This window comes from Pseudomonas sp. ABFPK (assembly GCF_001586765.1).
GTDB lineage: Bacteria > Pseudomonadota > Gammaproteobacteria > Pseudomonadales > Pseudomonadaceae > Aquipseudomonas > Aquipseudomonas asiatica.
In genome coordinates this window covers 252,171-274,035 of sequence record NZ_LQXW01000023.1, presented here as the reverse complement: position 1 = coordinate 274,035, position 21,865 = coordinate 252,171, and the positions used below count along the sequence as shown (strand labels likewise).

The window sequence follows — 21,865 nt, the reverse complement described above, 5'->3', positions numbered from 1 at the left end:
CCAGGCTCTGCGAGAATGGCCGACGATCCCGGAGTGGGACCGAGTCTAGGCAAAGGCTCTGTTGCAGCCTATGCCGGAACTGTTCAGACAACCTGGCACTTTTTGCCACTCAGCATAGACAGCGAAAACCGCCATGCGCGATAGCGATTCGGTCGCCGTGTACTTCCTCAATGCCATGCTCCATGCCCTGCGCGACTGCCCCGCCGAACGCGATGCGCAGCTGCGTGCGGTGGGCATCGACCCACAACTGCTCGAGCAGCCCCAGGCCCGTGTACCGGCCAAGGCCTTCGCCCAGCTGTGGCTGGCGCTGATCCAGCGCCTGGACGATGAGTTCTTCCGCCTCGACAGCCACGGCATGCCGCCGGGCAGTTTCGCCCTGATCTGCCGGGGCCTGATCCTGGAGCCGAACCTGGAGAAGGCCTTGCGCCAGTGCATGGGCGGTTTTGGCCTGTTCCTGCGCGATCTGCGCGGCAGCCTGACGGTGCGTGGCGGGCGGGCGCTGATCAGCGTGCAGTCGAGCATCGCCGACCCGCTGACCCGGGTGTATGCCGAGGAAACCTACCTGGTGCTGATGATCGGCATGCTGTGTTGGCTGGCCGGGCGGCGGATCGCCATCGACCGCACCGAGCTGGCGGTGTCGCGCCCGGCCCAGGAAGACGACCTGCTACTGTGGGGGCCGGACCTGCGCCTGGGCAGCGGGCGCACCGAGGTGGAGTTCGACAGCGCCTACCTGCGCCTGCCGGTGGTGCAGGATGTGGCGGCCCTGAAAACCTTCCTGCGCAGTGCGCCGCAGGGGCTGGTGATTCGCTTTCGCAACCAGAACGGGCTGGTGGCCGAAGTGTACCGGCACCTGCGGGCGCGGCGTTATGGGCAGTGGCCGACGCTGGCGGCGCTGGCGCAGCAGCAGGGGGTCAGTGCCAGTACTTTCCGTCGGCAGCTGGAGCGGGAAGGGCGTTCGTACCAGCAGATCAAGGATGAGGTGCGCCGGGCAATGGCCTTCGAGCGGTTGCGCGAAGGGGAGTTGAGCATTGCCGAGATTGCCGAGCAGACCGGGTTCCAGGAGCCCAGTGCGTTTCACCGGGCATTCAAGAAGTGGACCGGGCAGAGCCCCGGCAGCTACCGGGCGCGGTTGGCCGGGCGTTGAGATGTTGCCTGTGCCGGCCTCTTCGCGGGTGAACCCGCTCCCACAGGGGACTCACAGAATCTGAAAAATGTGCTGTACCTGTGGGAGCGGGTTTACCCGCGAAGAGGCCGGCACAGGCAGTCAAGAGTGATCAGGCCGGCACCATGGCAAACCCGACCCCGAAGCGGTTCCAGGCATTGATGGCGGCAATTGCCAGGGTCAGGTTGGCCACCTCGGCCGGCTCGAAGTGTTCCTGCAAGGCTTCATATTCCGCCTGCGGCGCGCCGTGCTCGGGCAGCCTGGTCAGGCTCTCCACCCAGGCCAGCGCAGCACGTTCGCGTGGGGTGAAGTAGGCGGTTTCCTGCCAGACGCACAAGGTCTGCAGGCGTGCCTCGGTCTCACCGGCCTTGCGCGCGTCGTTGGCGTGCAGGTTGACGCAGTAGGCGCAGCCGTTGATCTGCGAAGCCCGCAGGCGCACCAGTTCCAGCAGGGAATTCTCCAGGCCACTCTTGGCCAGGGCCTGCTCCAGGCCGACCATGGCTTTGTAGGCTTCTGGGGCGTGCTTGGCCCATTCGATACGGTTGTGCATGTTTATCTCCAGTATTCGAGGCTGGCATCGTCCCTGTAGGAGCAGCCTTGCGCTGCGAAAGCGCCCGTGCGGGCAGTGCCGATTTGGCGCATGGCGCTTTCGCAGCGCAAGGCTGCTCCTACAGGGAAATGCGTTGCTGGTTGAAAGTGAGCTGATGGTAGCGCCGGCCCAGGTCCTCCCCGATAGCCAATCACGCGCATAAGCGGGAGGCCAATCGGCCATTCGGGAGGCCACTGACAGGCATCCAATCTCTTCATTTCTGCCAGGCCGCCAAAGCCCGGATAATGATCAGGTCTTGCAACAGGGGAACCGATTCATGTCCGAAGAACGCTACATGCGCGAAGCGCTCGACCTGGCCCGCGCCAACATTCAGGCCGGTGGCCGGCCCTTCGGCGCCGTGCTGGTGTACCAGGGGCAGGTGCTGGCGCGTGCGGTCAACGAGATCCACAGCACCCAGGACCCGACCGCCCACGCCGAGATGCAGGCCATCCGCAAGGCCAGCCATGCCCTGGGTCAGGCACGCCTGGACGGCGCCGAAATCTACGCCAGCGGCCACCCATGCCCGATGTGCCTGGCGGCCATGCACCTGTGTGGCATCGAGCGGGCCTGGTTTGCCTACGACAACGCCGAGGGCGAGCCCTACGGCTTGTCCACCGCGGCGGTATACGCGCAGATGGCTCGCCCGCCCCAGCAACAGAGCCTGCCGCTGCGCGCCCTGAAGCCCAGCGGCGAAGCCGGTCTTTACCTTGAGTGGAAACAGGCCAACGCACAATGAGAGCGGCATTGAACCTGCTGCTGGTCATGCTGCTGGCACTGAACCTGCGGCCGATCCTGACCAGCATCGGCCCGTTGCTCGAACCCATGCGCGCAAGTACTGGCCTGGGTTACCAGCAGGCGGCCTTGCTGACGGCGTTGCCGGTGCTGTGCATGGGCCTGGTGCCCTTGCTGCATCCCTGGTTGCGGCGCTGGATCAGCGAACATGGCGGCATGCTCGCTGGCCTGTCTGCCATCGCCCTGGCCTGCCTGTGGCGCCTGCAACTGGGCAGCGCCTGGGCGCTGATTGCCAGTGCGATGGTCGCCGGCCTGGGGGTGGCGGTAGTGCAGGGCATGATGCCGGGGCTGGTCAACCGCTGGTTTCCCGGCCGCCTGGCAGGGGCGATGGGCCTGTATTCGGCTGCGCTGATGAGCGGCGGCGGCCTGGCCGCCGTGCTCGGGCCACACATCAGTGGCTACTTCGGCCACTGGCAGGTCGGCCTGGGCGTGTGGGCGATCCCGGCCGTGCTGGCGGTGCTGGCCTGGGCCGTGCTGCGGCCACGCCAGGAGGCGCCGAAACTGGCCGGTGCCGCCGGCGGTCATTGGTTCGGTACGCGTCGGGCCTGGTTGCTGGCGCTGTACTTTGGTTTGATCAACGGCGGCTACACCAGCATGGTGGCCTGGTTGCCGGCCTATCACATCGAGCATGGTGGCAGCGCCCAGGGCGGTGCCGACCTGGTTGGCCTGATGACCATCTTCCAGGTGGCCGGTGCATTGGGCTTGCCGCTGTTGCTGCGGCGCTGGGCAGACCGACGCCCGGGCCTGTGGCTGGCCTTGGCGATCCAGCTGGTGGGTTTCCTCGGCCTGCTGCTGGCACCCACGCTGGCCTCGGGGCTGTGGGTGGCGATGATCGGTTTCGGCCTGGGCGCCTGCTTCAGCCAGAGCCTGACGCTGACCCTGGAGCACCTGAAGACGCCTGCCGAGGCTGGCAGCCTGGCGGCGTTCGTGCAGGGCATCGGCTTCATCATCACCGGCATCGTGCCTTACGTCACCGGCTGGTTGCGCGACATGAGCGGTGATTTCCAGGCCTCGTGGACGCTGCTGACCGTGACCGTGGTGGCGATGCTGCTGGTTACCACGTGGTTCAACCCTCGCGGTTATGCCGCGGCGATTGCCCGCCCGGTAGTGGCGGGCAAGGCCGCACCGGTCAACTGAGCCGCTGCAGGGTGTCGCGCACCCGGTCCAGCGCCGGGTCGATGTCCAGCAGCTCGATGGCGCCGAAGCCCAGCAACAGCCCCGGGCGCACTGGCGCTTCGCTGAAGAACGGCGCCAGCGAATACAGGCCGACCTCCACCTTGCGTGCGAGGTTGGCCAGCAGCTCGACATCGACCCCAGGTCTGGCCAGGGCGCTGAGGTGGAACCCGGCGCTGGCGGGGATGGCGCTGAACCACGGTGCCAGGTCGCCGCCCAGCCGTGCGAGGATGCGTTCGCGACGGGCGCTGTAGACCTCGTGGCAACGGCGGATGTGCTTGTTCAGGTGGCCTTCGCCGAGAAAGCGCGCCAGTGCCCACTGCAACAGGGTCGGGCTGTGCCAGTCGCTGAGGTGCTTGGCCACGCAGGCGGCCTTCAGCACGTCGGGCGGCAGTACGGCGTAGCCCAGGCGCAACTCGGGCAGCAAGGTCTTGGAAAAGGTCCCCACATAGGCCACCAGGCCATGGCGGTCGAGGCGCTGCAGAGCGTCGGCGGCTGGGCCGTGGTAGCGGAACTCGCAGTCGTAGTCGTCTTCGATGATCAACGCACCCAGCTCGGCGGCCCGTGCCAGCAGGGCGTGCCGGCGTGGCTCGCTCATCGGCATGCCCAGCGGGAACTGGTGCGAGGGCGTCACATAGATCAGCCGGGTGCCGTCGGCGATCTGCTCCACGCACAGCCCTTCATCGTCCACCGGTACCGATTGCAGGCGCGCACCCAGGGCCAGGAACAGTTGCCGCGCTGGCGGGTAGCCCGGGTCTTCCATGGCTACCTGGCAACCCGGCTCGACCAGTACCCGTGCGATCAGGTCCAGTGCCTGCTGGGCGCCGTTGCACACCAGCAGGTCAGCGGCGCTGCAGTGCACGCCGCGGGCATAGGCGACATGATGGGCAATGGCCTCGCGCAGCTCCGGCAGGCCCTGGGCAGGGAACTGCCGCTCGGGATGGCGCTGGCTGCGGCGCAGGGCATAGTTCAGGCAACTGCGCCACTGGTCGAACGGGAACTGCGCCTTGCTCGAGGCCCCGCCGATGAAGTCGTAACGCGACGGAGCCTCCAGCTGGCGTCGGCTCAGCACGGTGGCGCGCTGCTGCCAGCGCTCGAGCGACGCGGCACCAGCCAGGGGAATGGCGGGCGATTCGCTGCTGCGCAGCGACTGGCGCGGGGTGACGAAGGTGCCCCGGCCGACCACGCCGCTCAGCAGGTTGTCGTAGGTCAGCCGGGAATAGGCCTCGGCCACGGTCTTGCGCGACACGCCCAGCTGCTCTGCCAGCAGGCGGCTTGGCGGCAGTTGGGTGCCGGCGGCCAGGTGGCCGCTGTCGATGCCGGCGCGCAATTGCTGGTAAAGCTGGTCGGCCAGGCCTTTGCGGCCTTCCAGGCGAATGTGCAGTTCCATGGAGCGGTCCGGAGCGGGGAAGTGCTCAGGATAGCGGATTGGCTGTGTAGGAGCGGCCTTGTGTCGCGAAAGGGCTGCGCAGCAGCCCCGGCGATATCTGCGTTGAGGCTGAATTCCCGGGGCTGCTGCGCAGCCCTTTCGCGACACAAGGCCGCTCCTACAAGAGCGAGACCGCAAGCTGATGCTCAGAACCGGGCAGTACTCACCGTGATGTAGCCCTTGTCTGCCAGCGCGATACGTATCACCGTCTCGTCCGCCGGCGCCTTGCGGTTGCGCTTGATGCGCACGCCTTCCACCGCCGCCGCTTTCATATGCTCGGTGATGGCCCGCCCGTTCGGGTCGAAGAACAACTCGCTGGCCAGCAACTCGATACGCTCGATCAGTTGGCGGGAGCGTTCATCGGTGGCGCAGAAGAACATCACCCCCGACAGGTGGGGGTCTTCGTCCGGGTTGTTCATGTCATGGGCCAGCAATTCGCGCAGGGTGCTGCGCAATTCGGCAGTGGGGTGGGCGTACAGGTGCATGCGGAACCTCCTCTGGATCGCGACCTTGCGTCATCCAGTGCCGATCATGTTTTCAGTGGGCAGGGGGCAACAAGTAGGACGCATCCGAGCAGCGCGTAGGAGTTTTCTGAAGATGCAGGAGTGACACCGCAAGCTGGCGAGAGGACGGCGCATGGTTCATCACGAAATGGGGGGAGTGAGCAACCGGCGATGTGCTCGCCTGGAGATGGGGTTAAGGCTATCAAGTGCCTGTCTTGAGTTTTGAGGTGGTGCGTAAATCGAGCGCCGCCCGCGCGGCGCATCGCGAGCTACGCTCGCTCCTACGTTTGTTTCAGGCCAGTCATGCCTGCGCCATCTGCGCGCGACCGCCTTGTTTGTACGACGCGATAATGAGCCATGCGCCAAGGCGTTCGCGCGCAAATCCCATAGGATTAATTGGCCCGAAACAAACGTAGGAGCGAGCGTAGCTCGCGATGCGCCGCGCGGGCGGCGCTCGACCTCACCGGCGCCACAAAACCCACGCCAAGCATTTTTATACGGCTGGACCGCATGGCGGCCCCTGTCAGCATCAGCGCCCAACCTCCTGCTTGAAACGCAAGCGCCAGCCATGCAGCAACGGTTCGGTATAGCCACTGGGCTGCTGCCGCCCCTTGAACACCAGCTCCCGCGCAGCGCGGAAGGCATGCGATGCCTCGAAGCCCGCCGTCATCGGCCGGTACGCCGGGTCCCCGGCATTCTGCTGGTCGACTACGCCGGCCATGCGCTGCAAGGTCGCCTCGACCTGCTCGGCATCGACCACCCCGTGGTGCAGCCAGTTGGCAATGTGCTGCGCCGAAATCCGCAGGGTCGCGCGGTCTTCCATCAGGCCCACATCATGGATATCCGGCACCTTGGAACAGCCCACCCCTTGCTCGACCCAGCGCACCACGTAACCGAGGATACCCTGGCAGTTGTTGTCCAGCTCGGCCTGGATTTCGGCTGCGCTCCAGGGCCGCTCGGGGCTGACCGGGACACTGAGCAAGTCATGCAGCAACTCGGCGCGCTGGGCATTCAGGTCAACCTGTTCCAGCGTTTGCTGCACGGCCGCCACATCCACCTGGTGGTAGTGCAGCGCATGCAGTGTCGCGGCTGTGGGCGAGGGCACCCAGGCCGTGTTGGCGCCGGCCCTGGGCTGGGCGACTTTCTGTTCCAGCATGGCCGCCATCAGGTCGGGCATGGCCCACATGCCCTTGCCGATCTGCGCCTTGCCGCGCAGGCCACAGGCCAGCCCCACCAGTACGTTGCTGCGCTCGTAGGCCTGGATCCAGGCACTGCCTTTCATGTCGCCCTTGCGCAGCATGGCGCCGGCTTCCATGGCCGTGTGCATCTCGTCACCGGTGCGGTCGAGGAAGCCGGTATTGATGAACACCACCCGTGACGCGGCGCTGGCGATGCAGGCTTTGAGGTTGACGCTGGTACGCCGCTCTTCGTCCATGATGCCCATCTTCAGCGTGTGTGCGGGCAGGCCCAACAGGGCTTCGACGCGGCCGAACAGCTGGTCGGCAAAGGCCACCTCGGCCGGCCCGTGCATCTTCGGCTTGACGATGTACAGGCTGCCCTCGCGGGAATTGCCACGGCGCTTGAGGTCATGCAGGCCGATCAGGCTGGTGACCACGGCATCGAGGATGCCTTCCGGGATTTCCCGGCCATCGCGGTCGTGGATGGCCGGGTTGGTCATCAGGTGGCCGACGTTGCGGATGAACAGCAGCGAGCGGCCTGGCAGGGTCAGTGGCTGGTCGTCTGCGCCGTGGTAGTGGCGGTCTTCGGCCAGGGTGCGTTCGAAGGTCTTGCCGCCCTTGCTGACCTGTTCGCTGAGGTCGCCCTTCATCAGGCCGAGCCAGTTGCGGTAGACGTTGACCTTGTCGTCGGCGTCCACGGCGGCTACCGAGTCTTCGCAGTCGATGATGGTGGTGAGCGCGGCCTCCAGCAGGATGTCCTTGACCCCGGCCGGGTCCTGCCGGCCGATGGCGTTGGCTGGGTCGACCTGGATTTCGAAATGCAACTGGTGATGCTGCAACAGGATCGCTGTTGGCGTGTTCGGCTCACCTTGGTAGCCACGCAATTGCGCGGGGTGCCTGAGGCCGACCTGGCGGCCATCGGCCAGGGTTACCTGCAGCGTGCCCTGGCTGATCGCGTAGGCCTTGGCGTCGTTGTGCGACGCACCGTCGAGAGGGGCCGCGGTGTCGAGGAACTGCCGGCCATAGGCGATCACCTTGGCGCCGCGTTGCGGGTTGTAGCCCTGGCCACGCTCGGCGCCCTCGGTTTCGGCGATGGCATCGGTGCCGTACAGGGCATCGTACAGCGAGCCCCAGCGGGCGTTGGCGGCGTTGAGGGCGTAGCGGGCGTTGCTCAGTGGCACCACCAGTTGCGGGCCGGCCTGCACGGCGATCTCGCGGTCAACGTTGCGGGTGCTGACCTGCACGCTTGCCGGGGGCTCTACAAGGTAGCCGATGCCTTCCAGGAAATGCTGGTAGGCGGCCATGTCACGGATCGGGCCGGGGTGCTGGCGGTGCCAGTTGTCGAGTTCTGTCTGCAGGCGCTCGCGTTCGGCGAGCAGGGCGCGGTTTTGTGGTGCGAGGTCGTGGACCAGGGTGCTGAAGCCTTGCCAGAAGGTGCGGGCTTCGATGCCGGTGCCGGGGAGGACCTCATCTTCGATGAAGCGCTGCAGGGTGGGGGCGATCTGGAGTGGATGGTTTGGCATTGTCTGTTCGCTCGATGTTCAGTCTTCTGGGTAAATGTTGCTTTTGCTGGCCCTTTCGCGGGTGAACCCGCTCCCACAGGGCTTTCACAAGGCCTGAGGCCTGTGCAGCACCTGTGGGAGCGGGTTTACCCGCGAAGAGGCCGGCACAGGATTCAGAGGGCAGCCGCCCCGGCCTTGGCCACCTGGGCATCCTGCTCGGCCTTGACCCCGGACACGCCGATCGCCCCCACCACCTGGCCATCCACCCGCAGCGGTACGCCACCTTCCAGGCTGGTCAGCAGCGGCGCGGTAACGAAAGCAGTACGGCCACCATTGACCATTTCCTCGTAATCCCGCGTCTCCTTGCGCCCCAGTGCGGCAGTGCGGGCCTTTTCCATCGCGATGTAGGCGCTGGCCGGCGCGCAGCCGTCCAGGCGCTCCAGGGCCAGCGGGTGGCCGCCGTCGTCGACCACGGCAATGGTCACGTTCCATTGTTGTGCCTGGGCTTCCTGGCGGGCGGCGGTCAGCACTTTGGCGACTTCGGCCTGGCCGATAACGGACTTGCTATGCATGGTGGTTCTCCGGGTTCAAGGCTGCTTCGACGATTTCGATCCAGTGCCGCACCGGTGTGCGCCCGGCCCCGTCGAGGTGGGCCTGGCAGCCGATGTTGGCGGTGGCGATGACTTGCGGTTTGCCGCTTTCCAGGGCGTTGAGGCGGTTGTCGCGCAGTTGTAGCGACAGCTCGGGTTGGGTCAGCGAATAGGTGCCGGCCGAGCCGCAGCACAGATGGCCGTCCGGTACCGGGGTCAAGGTGAAGCCAAGGCGTGTCAGCAATGTCTCCACCGCACCCCCCAGCTTCAGCGCGTGCTGCAGGGTGCATGGGCAATGGAAGGCCAGGCGCTGTTCGACGCACACGCCCAGTTGCTCGACCGGCTCGTCGCGCAACACCTCCACCAGGTCGCGGGACAGAGCGCTGACCCGTGCGGCCTTGGCGGCGTAGCGCGGGTCCTTTTCCAGCAGCTGGCCGTAATCGCGCACGAACGCGCCGCAGCCGCTGGCGGTTTGCACGATGGCCTCGGCGCCGGCTTCGATGGCAGGCCACCAGGCATCGATATTGCGCCGCGCCCGTTGCAGGCCTTGTTCCTGGGCATTGAGGTGGTAGTCCACCGCGCCACAGCAGCCCGCCTGCCGGATTGGCACCACGCTGATGCCCAGGCGGTCCAGCAGGCGTGCGGCGGCTGCGTTGGTGTTGGGCGACAGGGCCGGTTGCACACAGCCTTCCAGCATCAGCACCCGCCGCGCATGGCGCGGTGCGGGGCGTTGGCCGGGGGCGGTGACCCGCGCCGGCAGCTTGCGCTTGAGCGTGGCCGGTAGCAGCGGGCGCAGGGCCTGGCCACTGCGGGTCAGGGCCTTGAACAGCGCCGGGCGTGGCACCACTGCGCGCAGGCCCTGGCGCAGCAGGCGCTGGCCGAGCGGGCGTGGCACCTGCTGTTCGACCACGGCGCGGCCAATGTCCAGCAGGTCGTGGTACTTCACCCCGGACGGGCAGGTGGTTTCACAGTTGCGGCAGGTCAGGCAGCGATCCAGGTGCAATTGGGTACTGGCGGTGATCGGCGCGCCTTCGAGCATCTGCTTGATCAGGTAGATGCGCCCGCGTGGGCCGTCCAGTTCATCGCCCAGCAGCTGGTAGGTGGGGCACGTGGCGGTACAGAAGCCACAGTGCACGCAGGAGCGCAGGATGCTTTCGGCCTCGTCGGCGCGGGCCAGGTGCCGGGCGGTTTCGCTCAGGTTGGTTTGCATGGTCTGGCCTCACAGGTCCGGGTACAGGCGGCCAGGGTTGAACACACCCTGGGGGTCGAGTTGCTGCTTGAGCGCTCGGTGGTAGCGCATCAGCGCGGCGGGCAGCGGTGGGCTGCTGGCAGCACCAGGGGCATGGCAGGTGGCGTGGCCACCGACCTTGGCGACCTGCTCGCGGATGTGCTGCGCCGGTGCCGTGGACTTGAGCCAGCGCTGCGCGCCACCCCAGTCGATCAGCTGCTGGCCGGGCAGGTCCAGCTCGCCGGTGGTGTTGGGCACGGACAAGCGCCACAGCGGCGCGGGGCCGGCAAAGAACGCCAGGCGCTGCTCGCGCAGGTCGCTCCAGAAGCTGCTGTCCAGTGCCTCGCCGCCCAGGCGCTGGCGTGCCGACTGCACCGAGCCTTCGCCGCCTTCCAGGCGCAGGTACAGCGCGTCGCCGTCATGGCAGGCCGCGCTGATCGGCAGCGGCTGCTGGCCCCATTCAGCCAGCTCCGCCAGCGCCTGGTGGCTGCCCATCGGCAGGCGCAGGCTGAGGCACTGGCGCGGGCGTGGCAGCACTTTCAGCGACACCTCGGTCAGCAGCCCGAGGCAGCCGAAGCTGCCCGCCATCAGCCGCGACACGTCGTAGCCGGCAACGTTCTTCATCACTTCGCCACCAAAGCGCAACAGCTTGCCGTGGCCGGTGATTACCCGCGTGCCCAGCACATAGTCGCGCACCGACCCGGCCCACGGCCGCCTGGGGCCCGACAGCCCGGCCGCGACCATGCCACCCAGGGTGGCGTCGGGGCCCAGGTGCGGTGGTTCGCAGGGCAGCATCTGGCCAGCCTCGTGCAGCGCTGCCTCGATCTCGCGCAGCGGCGTGCCGGCGCGGGCAGTGAGCACCAGCTCGGTCGGGTCGTAGCTGACGATGCCGCGGTGGCTGCGGGTGTCGAGTACCTCGCCGGCCACCGGGCAGCCGAGCATGGCCTTGCTGTTGCCACCCTGGATACGCAGCGGCGTGGCCTGGTTCAGCGCCTGGTTGACCTGCTCCAGCAGGGCCTGGCTGATGTCGCGGTCCATGCTCATCAGAAACGCTCCAGTTCGGGAAAGGGCAGTTGCCCATGGTGCACGTGCATGGCGCCGAATTCGGCGCAGCGGTGCAGGGTGGGGATGTTCTTGCCGGGGTTGAGCAGGCCTTGCGGGTCGAAGGCAGCCTTGATCGCATGGAACAGGGTGATTTCGTCGCTGTTGAACTGTGCGCACATCTGGTTGATCTTCTCGCGCCCCACGCCGTGTTCGCCGGTGATGCTGCCGCCTACGGCCACGCACAGCTCGAGGATCTTGCCGCCGATGGCTTCGGCACGTTCCAGCTCGCCTGGCAGGTTGGCATCGAACAGGATCAGCGGGTGCATGTTACCGTCGCCGGCATGGAACACGTTGGCCACGCGCAGGCCGTATTCGGCGGACAGGTCGCTGATGCCCTTGAGCACCCGTGGCAGTTCGCGGCGCGGGATGGTGCCGTCCATGCAGTAGTAGTCCGGGGAGATACGCCCCACCGCCGGGAAGGCGTTCTTGCGCCCGGCCCAGAAGCGCACGCGCTCGGCCTCATCGCAGGCCAGTCGCACATCACGCGCACCGGCCTGGGCCAGCACGGCGGCGACCCGTTCGCAGTCATCGTGCACATCGGCTTCGACGCCATCCAGTTCGCACAGCAGGATGGCCGCAGCGTCAACCGGGTAGCCGGCGTGGATGAAGTCCTCCGCTGCGCGGATCGCCAGGTTGTCCATCATCTCCAGGCCGCCGGGGATGATCCCGGCAGCGATGATCTCGGCCACTGCCCGGCCGGCGTCCTCGACGCTGTCGAAGCTGGCCAGCAGCACTCGCGCCACCTGGGGCTTGGGCAGTAGCTTGACGGTAACTTCGGTGACGATGCCGAGCATGCCTTCAGAGCCGGTGAACAGTGCCAGCAGGTCGAAACCGGGGCTGTCCAGGGCATCGCTGCCGAGGGTCAGGCGTTCGCCCTCGACCGTGAGGATTTCCACCTTGAGCAGGTTGTGCACGGTCAGGCCGTACTTGAGGCAGTGCACGCCACCGGCGTTCTCGGCGACATTGCCGCCGATGGAGCAGGCAATCTGCGAGGACGGGTCCGGCGCATAGTACAGGCCGTGGGGCGCGGCCGCCTGGGAGATGGCCAGGTTGCGCACGCCGGGCTGCACACGGGCGAAGCGGCCCTGCGGGTTGACTTCGAGAATGCGGTTGAACCGCGCCATCACCAGCAGGATGCCTTTGGCCAGTGGCAGGGCGCCACCCGACAGGCCGGTACCGGCGCCGCGTGCCACCACCGGCACGCCACGCTGGTGGCAAAGCCTGAGCAGCGCCTGCACCTGCTCCAGGCGCTCGGGCAGCACCACCAGCAGCGGCACCGTGCGGTAGGCTGAGAGGCCGTCGCATTCATAGGGCTTGAGGTCTTCCTCGCGGTGCAGGATCTCGAGGTCCGGCAGGGCAGCGCGCAGCGCTTGCAGCAGCGCCGCCCGATCCACGTCGGGCAGCGCGCCATCGACGCGTTCGTCATACAGGATATTCATCGGCTCACTCGGCAACGGTTTTTGTTGTTGTTGGCAAAGCGTTCACCCTTGCAGCCTGCGCGTGGCAGCCGCCGCGGTCGAGCACGGGGTGAACTGGTCCTACCAGTTTTTGCGACGGGTACTGGTTATTGACGGCTTTGCCCGGCTAGATTGAAGCAGGTGATCGAAGTGGTCCTACCAGCAGGAGGGTACGCAGTGGGTACTGAAGGCAAGGCCAAGGTCGCCGACCAGGTTGCCGAACGGGTCGAGCGGTTGATCGTCGACGGCGTGCTCAAGGTGGGCCAGGCCCTGCCGTCGGAGCGTCGCCTGGTGGACAAGCTGGGCTGCTCGCGCTCGGCGCTGCGTGAAGGCCTGCGCATCCTGCGCGGGCGCGGCATCATCGACACCGAGCAGGGGCGCGGCTCGTTCGTCGCCGACCTGACGGGCCATGCGGGTGCCACGCCGTTGATGCACCTGTTCGGCTCGCAGCCGCGTACGCTGTTCGACCTGCTGGAAGTGCGGGCGTTGCTGGAAGCCGAATCGGCGCGCCTAGCGGCACTGCGGGCAACCGAGGTCGACCGTTTGCTGATCCGCCGGCGCTATGAAGAGATGCTGGCTGCGCACGAAGCCCCCGAAGCAATCGATGCCCGTGAACATGCCCGCCGCGACCATGCCTTTCACCGGGCGATCAGCGAGGCTTCGCACAACCCGGTGCTGGTGCATACCTTGCAATCGCTCAGTGACCTGACCTTGAGCACGGTGTTCGCCTCGGTCAACAACCTGTATTGCCGGCCGGCGCAGAAGCGCCAGATCGACCGCCAGCATGCGCGGTTGTATCACGCGGTGATGGAGCAGTTGCCCGAGCAGGCGCAGCGCGCGGCGCGCGAGCATATCAACGGGATCCGCGACAGTTTGCGGGAGATCGAGCAGGAAGAGCAGCGGCTGGTAAGGGCTACCATGCGCATGGATGGCTGGGGTTGAAGTGTTGCCTGTGTCGGCCCTTTCGCGGGTAAACCCGCTCCTACAGGGGGGCTGCACTGGGTTTCAAGTCGGTGCGGTGCCTGTAGGAGCGGGTTTACCCGCGAAGAGGCCGGTGCAGAATTAGCCCAATCAATGATCGGCTATGCGGTCATCCTGCGAGAGGAGGGCCCGGGCCAGCTCTTCATCATTGGCCTGCAGGCCTGGGTTGTCCTTGCGGGCCTGTTCCAGCGCCGACTCCACATAGGCGCCACGGATTGCACCACCGCTGGCGACGTAGGCCGAAAGCTCGTCACGCGCCGGGATGATCCGTTTGTCGTCCTTGAAGGTCGAGTAAAGCGAAGCGGAAACACCGGCCGAGGTTGCGACGTCGCCTGCGTCGACGTCAGCCAGGGCAGCACCGGCAGGCAGCAGGAGCAGCAGCGCAGGGGCGAGGAGTAGGTGGCGCATGGTGTGTTCTCCAGTAGCGTGAAGCCCAAGTAATTGAACCACTCAGTGATTAAGAAAGCGCAGGTGGGGAGGTAGTTCCCTTCGTATCGGAAACAGGCATTGACCCTGTTGAGCCAGGCGTGATCTGCTCGGGCTGCTGGCCCAATCATTCAATGGATGAAGGTTCTCCCCATGCCCGACTACAAGCTGCATTGTTTCGCCGAATCCGGTAACGCCTACAAGGCCGCCCTGATGCTTGAACTCACAGGCCAGGACTGGCAGCCGGTGTTTGTCGATTTCTTCAATGGCCAGACTCGCGAACAAGCCTGGCGCGACGACGTGAACGAACAGGGCGAGGTGCCGGTGCTGGAACACGCCGGCAAATCCTTTACCCAGTCTGCGCTGATCCTCGACTACCTCGCGGAGAAAACCGGGCAGTTCGGCCCCAGCGACGAAGACGAAAAGCGCGAGATCTGGCGCTGGATGCTGTTCGATAACCATAAGTTCACCAGCTACTACGCGGCGCTGCGTTTTCTTTTCTGCCTGAAGAAAACCGGTGAAACGGATGTGACCCGGTTCCTGCGTGAACGTGCCATGGCGGCCTACCGTATCGTTGACGCGCACCTGGCGAAGACACCGTTCATGGTCGGTGGCCGGCTGACGATCGCTGACCTGTCGCTGGCCGGGTATGTGTTCATGCCGGAGGACACTGGCATTGCGTTGGCGCAGTTCACCCACATCGAGGCATGGAAAGCGCGAATCCAGGCGTTGCCAGGGTGGAAGCACCCGTATGAACTGATGCCCCGCGCGGCATCCTGAGCAATCCGGCTCGCCGGGCCATGGTGCAGTGGGCCTTTGGCGAGCCAGCCATTCTGATGGCCGGTCGGTGACAAGCGCAGCGGCGTGGCTACGCTCAAAAATCAAGAAACATCCCGAAATATTTGGCCGGCAGGCCCTGAAGGATCTCGTTCAACCGCTGCAGATGGAAGGCCGCGCTGGTTAGCAAGTCGCCCCATGGGGGGCCGGAAATCACAGGGTTCATCGTGCAACCCGGTGCTACTCCAAGCGGAGACATCATGATGCTCAGGAAATGCTTGTTGGCTTTGGCTATCGGTGCAGTGTTGTCGGCCTCGGCCGTGTTGGTGCCAGACTCCATTGACGGTACCTCCAGCGCGTATGCGAAGGATGGTGGCGGTGGTGGCGGCGGCGGTGGCGGTCACGGTGGTGGTGGCGGAGGCCGCGGCGGTGGTGGTGGCCATGGCGGCGGAGGTGGTGGTAGTGGTGGCGGCGGTGGTCATGGCGGTGGAGGAGGTGGTAGCGGCGGTGGTGGCTCGGGTGGTGGCCACGGCGGCAGTGGCAGCGGGCATAGTGGCGATGGTGGGGGGCATGGCGGTCCAGGGCATGATGGCCGCGGGCGCAATGGTGCTGATGATGGTGCCGACCACGAGGCCAACCACGAAGCCAATCATGAGGCGAATCACGATGTGGGCGAGACCCACGGTGTAGGGCATGGCGCCGACGATGGGGCTGACCATGACGTTGGGGATGATCGCGGAGGCGATCGGAGCTAGCAATTTGGGTGTCTGTGTCGGCCTCTTCGCGGGCACGCCCGCTCCCACAGGTATCGCGCCGCTTTCAAGGTTGGCGCAGCACCTGTGGGAGCGGGCGTGCCCGCGAAGAGGCCCGAACAGGCCATAGAGCGGCTTCCAGCGATCTCAAGCATGCGGCACGCTGCGAGGCGCTACCCCACCTGCATACTGCGGCTTCAGATGCCCCTGCTCATCCAGCAGATAGGCATCCATCACCTCCCGCACCACCGGCCCTGCCACTCGCCCGCCGGCTTCACCGTTCTCGATCATCACCGCCACCACCACACTCGGGTGATCAGCCGGGGCAAAGCCGACGAACAGGGCATTGTCGCGGTGCCGCTCCAGGGTTTTGTTGCGGTTGTAGCGTTCGCCCTGCTTGATCGCTACCACCTGCGCGGTGCCGCTCTTGCCGGCAATCCGGTACTGCGCACCGGCTGCGGCAGCGCGGGCGATGCCGCGCGGGTCATGCATGACCATCTGCATGCCCTGGCTGACCTGGTCCCAGGCGTGCCTGTCGTGCAGCACGATATTGGGCATCGGGTTGGGATCTACCGGCGCATCGCCACCCACGGTCATGGCCAGGTGCGGGCGGTGCCACACGCCCTTGCTCGCCAGCAGGCTGGTGGCCTGGGCCAGCTGCAGCGGGGTGACCTGCATGTAGCCCTGGCCGATGCCCAGGATCAGCGTCTCGCCCGGGAACCAGGCCTGGCGCCGGGTGGCGCGCTTCCACTCGGCCGACGGCATCAGCCCGGACGCCTCCTCGAACATGTCCAGCGACACCTTCTGGCCCAGGCCGAACTCGGCCATGTAGTCGTGCAGGCGGTCGATGCCCAGCTTGTGCGCCAGGTCATAGAAGTAGGTGTCGTTGGAACGCATGATGGCGGTGTACATATCCACCCAGCCATCGCCGCTGCGGTTCCAGTTGCGGTACTTGTGGTCGTAGTTGGGCAGCTCGTAGTAGCCCGGGTCGAACACCCGGCTGCCCGGGGTGATCACGCCGCTGTCGAGGCCGGCGATGGCCACCTCCGGCTTCACCGTCGAACCGGGGGCATACAGGCCGCGCAGCACGCGGTTGAACAGCGGGCGGTCGATGGAATCGCGCAGGGCGGCGTATTGTTTGAAGCTGATGCCCTTGACGAACAGGTTGGGGTCGAAGCTGGGGTTGCTGACCATCGCCAGCACGTCGCCATTGGCCGGGTCGAGCACCACCACCGAGCCGCGGCGGTCGCCCAGGGCCTTTTCCGCGGCCAGTTGCAGGTGGGCGTCCAGGGTCAGGACGATGTCCTGGCCCGGGGTCGGGGCCTTGTGGTTGAGCACACGCATCACCCGGCCCTGGGCGTTGGTCTCGACCTCCTCGTAGCCCACGTGGCCATGCAGCTGGCTTTCGTAGAAGTGCTCGATGCCGGTCTTGCCGATCGACTGGGTGCCCCGGTATTCGGTGCTGTCGAGGGTCTTGGCCTCTTTCTCGTTGATGCGCCCCACATAGCCCACCGAGTGGGCGAAATGCTCGGCCAGCGGGTACTCGCGGATGAACTGTGGTTCCACCTCCAGGCCTGGCAGGCGGAACTGGTTCACCGCCACCAGGGCTATCTGCTCTTCGCTCAGGCCGACCATCAGGGTCACTGGCTCGAACGGCTTGCGGCCACGGCGCAGGTCCTTGTCGAACTGCTTGCGGTCGTCGTCGGTCAGGCTCAGCACCTGGGCCAGGGTATCGAGGACCTTGGCCGTGTCACCGCCGGCCCGCTCGCGGGTCATGGTCAGGTCGAAACTGGGCTTGTTGTCGGCCAGCACCACGCCGTTGCGGTCGTAGATCAGCCCGCGCTCGGGGGCGATGGGCAGCACGTGCACGCGGTTGTTTTCCGATACGGCGGTCTGCTGGTCGTGTTGCAGCACCTGCAGCACATAGAGCCGGCCCACCAGGACGGCGACCAGGCTGAAGACCAGGGCGGCGCAGGCCAGAAGCCGGCGGTTGACCAGGTGCTTTTCCTTTTCGTGGTCCTTGAGGGGTATGGGTTGCGGCATCGGGGTTCTGTCTGCTGATGGTGTGGCTGGGTGAGGTGTGAGCGCTTTGGGCTCGCGCCTGTGGGAGCGGGCGTGCCCGCGAATGGGCCGCGCAGCGGCCCCGGGGGGCGGTGATGCTACGCAAGGTAGTGAGCCCCCTCAAGGTGAAGGCCTGCGGCTGCAGAAGCGAAGAGGGCTGCCACGCCCGCAATCAGGGTGCTCGCCAGCAAAATGAAGATTTGTTCATGGCGACAGTGCGTTGGTGCGGTTGGCTGAAAGCCGGACATGATTGAGCGGAGGTATTGGTCAAGCGCTAGAACGCTTGTCCGTGCCTCTGCGGGAGAAACTGTCGGGCGCAATGTGGGAGATTGCCCAGCCTTTTGGGCTGCGCTGTCGCGCAGAGAACAAATATCGCTCTTTGTAGGAGCAGCCTTGTGCTGCGAAGAGGCCGGTACTGACAAAGCCTGTCTATTGGCTGTACCGGCCTCTTCGCAGCACAAGGCTGCTCCTACAGAACCTCACTAAACCGACGAGTCATGTGTTGTTCTACGAGAGCGGGTGATCCCGCGAACACGGACACAGCCCGTGCCATCTACCGCGATGTGGTTTCATGAGGCCGACTCCTTTAACCTTGCGCCCTGTGCTTGGATACGTTCTCTGTTTTTGCTAACCCGAATGGGTCTAGCTACAGTATGGGCTGTAAACGTAGGTAGATAAGCTTTGAACGTCCGCGTATCCAACCGGATCCCTCCTGATAAACCAACCTACCAGCGGATCATAGTGCCGATTTCGGGCGTAATTCAGCTCGTCTAATTACTCTTTGTTTCAGGTGCGCTGCAGAAGATCAGATCACCATGATCGTTTTCAGCTATCATCCAGCTTAATTGCTTATCAACTATGTAGTATTCGAAGTGTCTACAATCATCAAGTATTGAAATTATATTTTTAAATGGCAGGCTAAAGAGGAGCTTTTCTTCGTTGTCTTCGTCCGCTATCAGCCATACATCTTCCAGTGGTTTTGGGGCTAACTCGCATAAGTGAAGATATCCGGTGTTGTCATCGAAATTTTGTATATTGGGCTTTGGTCGCAATGATGTCCACCAAGCGCGTGGGTTGCCTTTTATAAAGGTGGATTGAATCTTTGATAAGATTTCTTTTTTATGCGTGGGCTCTACGCGTGAAAGCTGTTGCTTGTCGAGCGCTTGAGAAATTTCTTCAGCGAATGTTAAAAAATTCAAGTGCATTGTAACTTCACTTTTCATCGGGGCGATTCAGACGCTGCAGATCTGAGTAGATGGGAGACAAAGGTCCCGGACTCGAAAAATAGTGGGTGGCGTGGCTTTGCCTTCCAGTTTCCGGCACTCGTCGTAGTGTTGTATGTCCCATGCCGGGCCGTCTTGCCGGGTGAGTCAGTTCTCGAATAATTTACGTTAGAATAGACTGGGTGTTTAATCCGGGGATTACTATCTCGACTAGGTTTGTAGTCGAGGCTTCATGGCGCAAAAAACTATCGGACAAGCTTGCTATTATTTGAGTTGCTTCATCTCTGCTGCATAGCCTCGCAACCAAGCAGAAAAATGGGAAGGCTGTATAGCCTTCTAATACTTCATGTGAGAACTCTTGGATTGCGTCTTCTACTCCATCGAATAGTCTCGGATCCTGCAATTTTGTAAGCCAGGCGCTTGTGTTATTGCTAAATGAGTCCTCTATCAGCGAGCCAATGTTCTGATGGGAGGAAAATATGTTTTCGGAATGAAATTTTTGTACGGCATCGCAAAGAGTTATGCTGGGTTGTAGGACGTCAAGTGCGAGTAATCGATCAATGTGACTGCCGAAGGTTAAGCTAATTATTTTCCGCTCTGCTGTATCGTGGTCAAATAAGCTCCAAAGATATGAAATGTAGTCTATTCCCGGATTTGGCAAACCCTGGTTCCTAAGCGAAGTAAGTAAGCTGGATTTGGAGTTGGCTATTCTGGTCTTGCTCATATCCCTCTCATAATAGCCAGCTTTGCTTCTGAGTATCTTGGATGCCTCATTCTGTGCGCATTTGCAGATTATGTGTAAGGCTGATTGGTTGCCTAAAGGGAAAAAACAGGTCGCAAAGCAATCTAGACTTAAGAACAACAAAAATTTATCTATCATCTTGTTATCGTCCATCTGGCTTTTGGAGAATTGGTGCGGACGAAGCCTGCAGAACAGTTATTTCGGCGTGACCCTTGCAATTTTTACGATGGTAAAAATCTGCTGATCCGGTGGCCATCAAGGCGGGGGTTCGCGTTACGCAGTTTGAAGGTGTTGTCGATGCGGTTGAAAATGGTTGTTTAGACACTTGCTGAAAAGCGTTTCAGATGATTTTTTAAAGAGCAAAACTATATTGGTGTAGATGGCGTTGGTTAGGTATTTAATATTTTTTACGTCGTCATTCCGTTTGTCCGGCGATCCATGAAGAAATGTCCTGCTGCGCAAGGCTGATATCTGAGTTTTCCATGACCAAACAAAGCTCTTCGAAATCGTCAATTGAGTTGTGGTTTATAGCGTATTTGCAGCATCTTCAGCGATGACAACTCTCAAAATTTCCCCGTTCTTAAGTTCTTTTCTGAAAATATCGGATTTGCATCCATGAATGGAGTGCCGTCGGCAAAATGAGCGCTGTAATGAGGATCTGTAGCACGATGTTTAGCCATAGGTGCTAATTTAAAATCGCATAAACTCTGACAATGTCCTCATTGCAGGTCGGATCAAAAAAACGGCTTTCATAAAATGTGAATAACGGGCTAAGTCCACACGACTCGAACTGCTCTTGAACCAATTTTGTTTCCAATGATGCGTCTGATTTCTGTTTTGACTTCAATTTATTTGAAAAGTCATCCATTGTGGAGTTTGAGTTAACAAAAAAATTAGGTATTGGAGGTTCGGTTTTGCTTGAAAAATCAAAGTTCGTGTAGGAGATAGCCAGGAAGCGCTCCCTGAGGTCGTAGCCTTTGCTTTGCATATGTAGTAATGCAGAGTTGAGTACAAAAAATGCTGTGCTTAGAAGAATGTTTGAGGCTTCGATTTCTTTTAGGTCAGTCCCGAGTTTTGCTAGTTTTCTGTATCTTGAGATCAGTGGGAATTCTTCGAATGTTTCGTAAGTATCCAGAAACACATTGAGATCAATGTAAGGCTCATTCTCTACTAAAATATTAAACGTTTTTCGTATGTTCACTTTTGATGCTCCATTCGTGATCGCTGCAGATCTAAAGTTATTTGTAATTGTTTATTTTTTGGCTAAGTAGTGCTCTGCTTGTTGATAGGTCTGAATAAACTGTGCTGGAAATCGGTATGCTATTTCTAGGGCTCGAAAGGAAACGCTCTACGCCGTCCTCAAGTGCCTTGAGAAGTTCAAAGTGGTTTGCCTTGATTTTTAATATTCCCTCATGGTTGATTGAAGTTGTCTCCCTTTACTTTTTGAATTTGATGCGAAACGAAGAGTCAGCTGCGATAAATTCAAAGTATTTATTGTTTCTGGTTAGCCCGTCAATCAATGATATAATTGAGAGGTATATCATGTTTGAGTGTTTGGGGTTCAGTTTTGAGCTTATGCAGAGATTTTCTGCGATAAGGGAGATGTCGCCCTGGTCGAATTCGCTTGCAAAAAGAGACTCATCTGTGCGTGTAAATTCGAATGCAATCATGATTGCTCACTTCTGACTGGAAAATAGTAATGCTTCTATTGCTATTGTTGGTGTCGAAAATGCTCCGAGCTCTAAATCTCCGCGCACTTCGCTTGGTCGCGGAGTTTCTCCCGCGCTAATCCCCAGGGCTTTTAATTCTAACTGCAGGCAATCTCTGCATCCTCATTGTCATCCAAGCCAGTAGTCTTAGGTGATCGAACGAAGAAAACTTCATCGTGCTAAATAACTTCGGTGTCCTCGCTAAAGGTAAGGGTGAACACTATTTGACCCTCCATTATTTGCAAGTTTTCAATGCTAATTTTTCTGTTGCTCAAGGTTACTGCGTAAAATGCGAGCCCCTGTATTTGCCGCTCTAATTGATCTGCGTGTGTAAACAACTGTTTATTTGCAGCCTGTTCTAGGTCGAAAAAAATTTTCCCATATTTTTTATAGTGCTGAGTCGGGAGAAATGTCCCTGAGATGACTTTTTCGGCTATAGCTGGATTCTCAACGCTACCAATACACACGTTCTGAGAGTCCATGATTT

General features: G+C 62.2%; 19 protein-coding genes. 6 read left to right on the top strand and 13 right to left on the bottom strand.

The window, feature by feature from the left end:
* Positions 1–133 precede the first annotated feature (133 nt).
* The gene (locus WM94_RS16465) at positions 134–1,144 is read left to right on the top strand and encodes an AraC family transcriptional regulator (RefSeq protein WP_061551709.1); all 1,011 of its coding nucleotides are present in this window, start codon (positions 134–136) and stop codon (positions 1,142–1,144) included.
* Positions 1,145–1,274: 130 nt separating this feature from the next.
* Here the strand turns inward: WM94_RS16465 and WM94_RS16460 are convergent, their stop codons facing one another.
* Positions 1,275–1,712, bottom strand: a complete 438-nt coding sequence (locus WM94_RS16460; RefSeq protein WP_015270800.1) for a carboxymuconolactone decarboxylase family protein — start codon at positions 1,710–1,712, stop codon at positions 1,275–1,277.
* A gap of 316 nt (positions 1,713–2,028) precedes the next feature.
* On the opposite strand from WM94_RS16460, the gene WM94_RS16455 reads away from it, so the two are divergent.
* Together WM94_RS16455 and WM94_RS16450 are read left to right on the top strand one after the other, a co-directional pair.
* Positions 2,029–2,487, top strand: a complete 459-nt coding sequence (locus WM94_RS16455) for a nucleoside deaminase (RefSeq protein ID WP_039613922.1) — start codon at positions 2,029–2,031, stop codon at positions 2,485–2,487.
* Positions 2,484–3,680, top strand: coding sequence for a CynX/NimT family MFS transporter (locus WM94_RS16450; RefSeq protein ID WP_061551708.1), 1,197 nt, complete (start codon positions 2,484–2,486; stop codon positions 3,678–3,680). The genes WM94_RS16455 and WM94_RS16450 overlap by 4 nt, the downstream gene beginning before the upstream one ends.
* On the opposite strand, the gene WM94_RS16445 is transcribed toward WM94_RS16450, so the two are convergent.
* The 7 genes from WM94_RS16445 to glcD all read right to left on the bottom strand — a co-directional run bounded on the left by WM94_RS16445 (position 3,673) and on the right by glcD (position 12,689).
* Positions 3,673–5,106 (bottom strand): PLP-dependent aminotransferase family protein, encoded by a 1,434-nt coding sequence (locus WM94_RS16445; protein ID WP_061551707.1) that lies wholly within the window; start codon positions 5,104–5,106, stop codon positions 3,673–3,675. The two genes, WM94_RS16450 and WM94_RS16445, sit on opposite strands and share 8 nt — an antisense overlap.
* A 185-nt stretch (positions 5,107–5,291) precedes the next feature.
* Positions 5,292–5,630: a hypothetical protein gene (locus WM94_RS16440; protein WP_061551706.1), complete on the bottom strand. Its 339-nt coding sequence runs from the start codon at positions 5,628–5,630 to the stop codon at positions 5,292–5,294.
* A gap of 547 nt (positions 5,631–6,177) precedes the next feature.
* Positions 6,178–8,349 carry a malate synthase G gene (locus WM94_RS16435; protein WP_061551705.1) on the bottom strand — a complete coding sequence of 724 codons (2,172 nt, stop codon included), beginning with the start codon at positions 8,347–8,349 and terminating at the stop codon, positions 6,178–6,180.
* Positions 8,350–8,501: 152 nt separating this feature from the next.
* Positions 8,502–8,900 carry a heme-binding protein gene (locus WM94_RS16430; protein WP_003260918.1) on the bottom strand — a complete coding sequence of 133 codons (399 nt, stop codon included), beginning with the start codon at positions 8,898–8,900 and terminating at the stop codon, positions 8,502–8,504.
* Positions 8,893–10,128 (bottom strand): glycolate oxidase subunit GlcF, encoded by a 1,236-nt coding sequence (gene glcF, locus WM94_RS16425; RefSeq protein ID WP_061551704.1) that lies wholly within the window; start codon positions 10,126–10,128, stop codon positions 8,893–8,895. The genes WM94_RS16430 and glcF overlap by 8 nt, the downstream gene beginning before the upstream one ends.
* Positions 10,129–10,137: 9 nt before the next feature.
* Positions 10,138–11,190 (bottom strand): glycolate oxidase subunit GlcE, encoded by a 1,053-nt coding sequence (gene glcE / locus WM94_RS16420; protein ID WP_061551703.1) that lies wholly within the window; start codon positions 11,188–11,190, stop codon positions 10,138–10,140.
* Positions 11,190–12,689: a glycolate oxidase subunit GlcD gene (gene glcD, locus WM94_RS16415; RefSeq protein WP_054572628.1), complete on the bottom strand. Its 1,500-nt coding sequence runs from the start codon at positions 12,687–12,689 to the stop codon at positions 11,190–11,192. The genes glcE and glcD overlap by 1 nt, the downstream gene beginning before the upstream one ends.
* Before the next feature lie 195 nt (positions 12,690–12,884).
* Between glcD and glcC the strand changes: the two genes are divergently transcribed.
* On the top strand, positions 12,885–13,649 hold the full coding sequence (gene glcC, locus WM94_RS16410; RefSeq protein WP_061551702.1) for a transcriptional regulator GlcC: 765 nt from the start codon (positions 12,885–12,887) through the stop codon (positions 13,647–13,649).
* A 129-nt stretch (positions 13,650–13,778) separates the two neighbouring features.
* Here the strand turns inward: glcC and WM94_RS16405 are convergent, their stop codons facing one another.
* Positions 13,779–14,096 (bottom strand): DUF2388 domain-containing protein, encoded by a 318-nt coding sequence (locus WM94_RS16405; protein WP_003260922.1) that lies wholly within the window; start codon positions 14,094–14,096, stop codon positions 13,779–13,781.
* Between the two features lie 171 nt (positions 14,097–14,267).
* Here WM94_RS16405 and WM94_RS16400 point away from each other — a divergent pair, with 171 nt between their 5' ends.
* Positions 14,268–14,894: a glutathione S-transferase family protein gene (locus tag WM94_RS16400; protein WP_061305479.1), complete on the top strand. Its 627-nt coding sequence runs from the start codon at positions 14,268–14,270 to the stop codon at positions 14,892–14,894.
* A 94-nt stretch (positions 14,895–14,988) separates the two neighbouring features.
* Here WM94_RS16400 and WM94_RS16395 read toward each other — a convergent pair whose 3' ends face one another.
* Entirely contained in the window at positions 14,989–15,231 is a 243-nt protein-coding gene (locus tag WM94_RS16395; RefSeq protein WP_015270788.1) for a hypothetical protein, read from the bottom strand.
* Between WM94_RS16395 and WM94_RS31025 the strand changes: the two genes are divergently transcribed.
* A complete protein-coding gene (locus WM94_RS31025) occupies positions 15,218–15,646 on the top strand; it encodes a hypothetical protein (protein ID WP_156485981.1) in 429 nt (142 codons plus the stop codon). The two genes, WM94_RS16395 and WM94_RS31025, sit on opposite strands and share 14 nt — an antisense overlap.
* A gap of 144 nt (positions 15,647–15,790) precedes the next feature.
* On the opposite strand, the gene mrdA is transcribed toward WM94_RS31025, so the two are convergent.
* From mrdA to WM94_RS29225, 3 genes are all read right to left on the bottom strand, one after another.
* Positions 15,791–17,686: a penicillin-binding protein 2 gene (gene mrdA / locus WM94_RS16380; RefSeq protein ID WP_041505863.1), complete on the bottom strand. Its 1,896-nt coding sequence runs from the start codon at positions 17,684–17,686 to the stop codon at positions 15,791–15,793.
* A gap of 788 nt (positions 17,687–18,474) precedes the next feature.
* Entirely contained in the window at positions 18,475–18,927 is a 453-nt protein-coding gene (locus WM94_RS30170; RefSeq protein ID WP_156485980.1) for a DUF6756 family protein, read from the bottom strand.
* Positions 18,928–20,354: 1,427 nt separating this feature from the next.
* The gene (locus WM94_RS29225) at positions 20,355–20,870 is read right to left on the bottom strand and encodes an Imm15 family immunity protein (protein WP_177342399.1); all 516 of its coding nucleotides are present in this window, start codon (positions 20,868–20,870) and stop codon (positions 20,355–20,357) included.
* Between the last annotated feature and the right edge of the window lie 995 nt (positions 20,871–21,865).

What these genes read in the sequence shown, in the direction of transcription:
- WM94_RS16400 (WP_061305479.1), top strand. Translation starts at nt 14,268, where the DNA reads ATGCCCGACTACAAGCTGCATTGTTTCGCCGAATCCGGTAACGCCTAC.
- WM94_RS16395 (WP_015270788.1), bottom strand. Translation starts at nt 15,231, where the DNA reads ATGGAGTCTGGCACCAACACGGCCGAGGCCGACAACACTGCACCGATA.
- WM94_RS30170 (WP_156485980.1), bottom strand. Translation starts at nt 18,927, where the DNA reads ATGAAAAGTGAAGTTACAATGCACTTGAATTTTTTAACATTCGCTGAA.
- WM94_RS16455 (WP_039613922.1), top strand. Translation starts at nt 2,029, where the DNA reads ATGTCCGAAGAACGCTACATGCGCGAAGCGCTCGACCTGGCCCGCGCC.
- mrdA (WP_041505863.1), bottom strand. Translation starts at nt 17,686, where the DNA reads ATGCCGCAACCCATACCCCTCAAGGACCACGAAAAGGAAAAGCACCTG.
- WM94_RS16430 (WP_003260918.1), bottom strand. Translation starts at nt 8,900, where the DNA reads ATGCATAGCAAGTCCGTTATCGGCCAGGCCGAAGTCGCCAAAGTGCTG.
- glcE (WP_061551703.1), bottom strand. Translation starts at nt 11,190, where the DNA reads ATGAGCATGGACCGCGACATCAGCCAGGCCCTGCTGGAGCAGGTCAAC.
- WM94_RS16435 (WP_061551705.1), bottom strand. Translation starts at nt 8,349, where the DNA reads ATGCCAAACCATCCACTCCAGATCGCCCCCACCCTGCAGCGCTTCATC.
- glcD (WP_054572628.1), bottom strand. Translation starts at nt 12,689, where the DNA reads ATGAATATCCTGTATGACGAACGCGTCGATGGCGCGCTGCCCGACGTG.
- glcF (WP_061551704.1), bottom strand. Translation starts at nt 10,128, where the DNA reads ATGCAAACCAACCTGAGCGAAACCGCCCGGCACCTGGCCCGCGCCGAC.
- WM94_RS16460 (WP_015270800.1), bottom strand. Translation starts at nt 1,712, where the DNA reads ATGCACAACCGTATCGAATGGGCCAAGCACGCCCCAGAAGCCTACAAA.
- WM94_RS16465 (WP_061551709.1), top strand. Translation starts at nt 134, where the DNA reads ATGCGCGATAGCGATTCGGTCGCCGTGTACTTCCTCAATGCCATGCTC.
- WM94_RS16450 (WP_061551708.1), top strand. Translation starts at nt 2,484, where the DNA reads ATGAGAGCGGCATTGAACCTGCTGCTGGTCATGCTGCTGGCACTGAAC.
- WM94_RS16440 (WP_061551706.1), bottom strand. Translation starts at nt 5,630, where the DNA reads ATGCACCTGTACGCCCACCCCACTGCCGAATTGCGCAGCACCCTGCGC.
- WM94_RS16445 (WP_061551707.1), bottom strand. Translation starts at nt 5,106, where the DNA reads ATGGAACTGCACATTCGCCTGGAAGGCCGCAAAGGCCTGGCCGACCAG.
- WM94_RS16405 (WP_003260922.1), bottom strand. Translation starts at nt 14,096, where the DNA reads ATGCGCCACCTACTCCTCGCCCCTGCGCTGCTGCTCCTGCTGCCTGCC.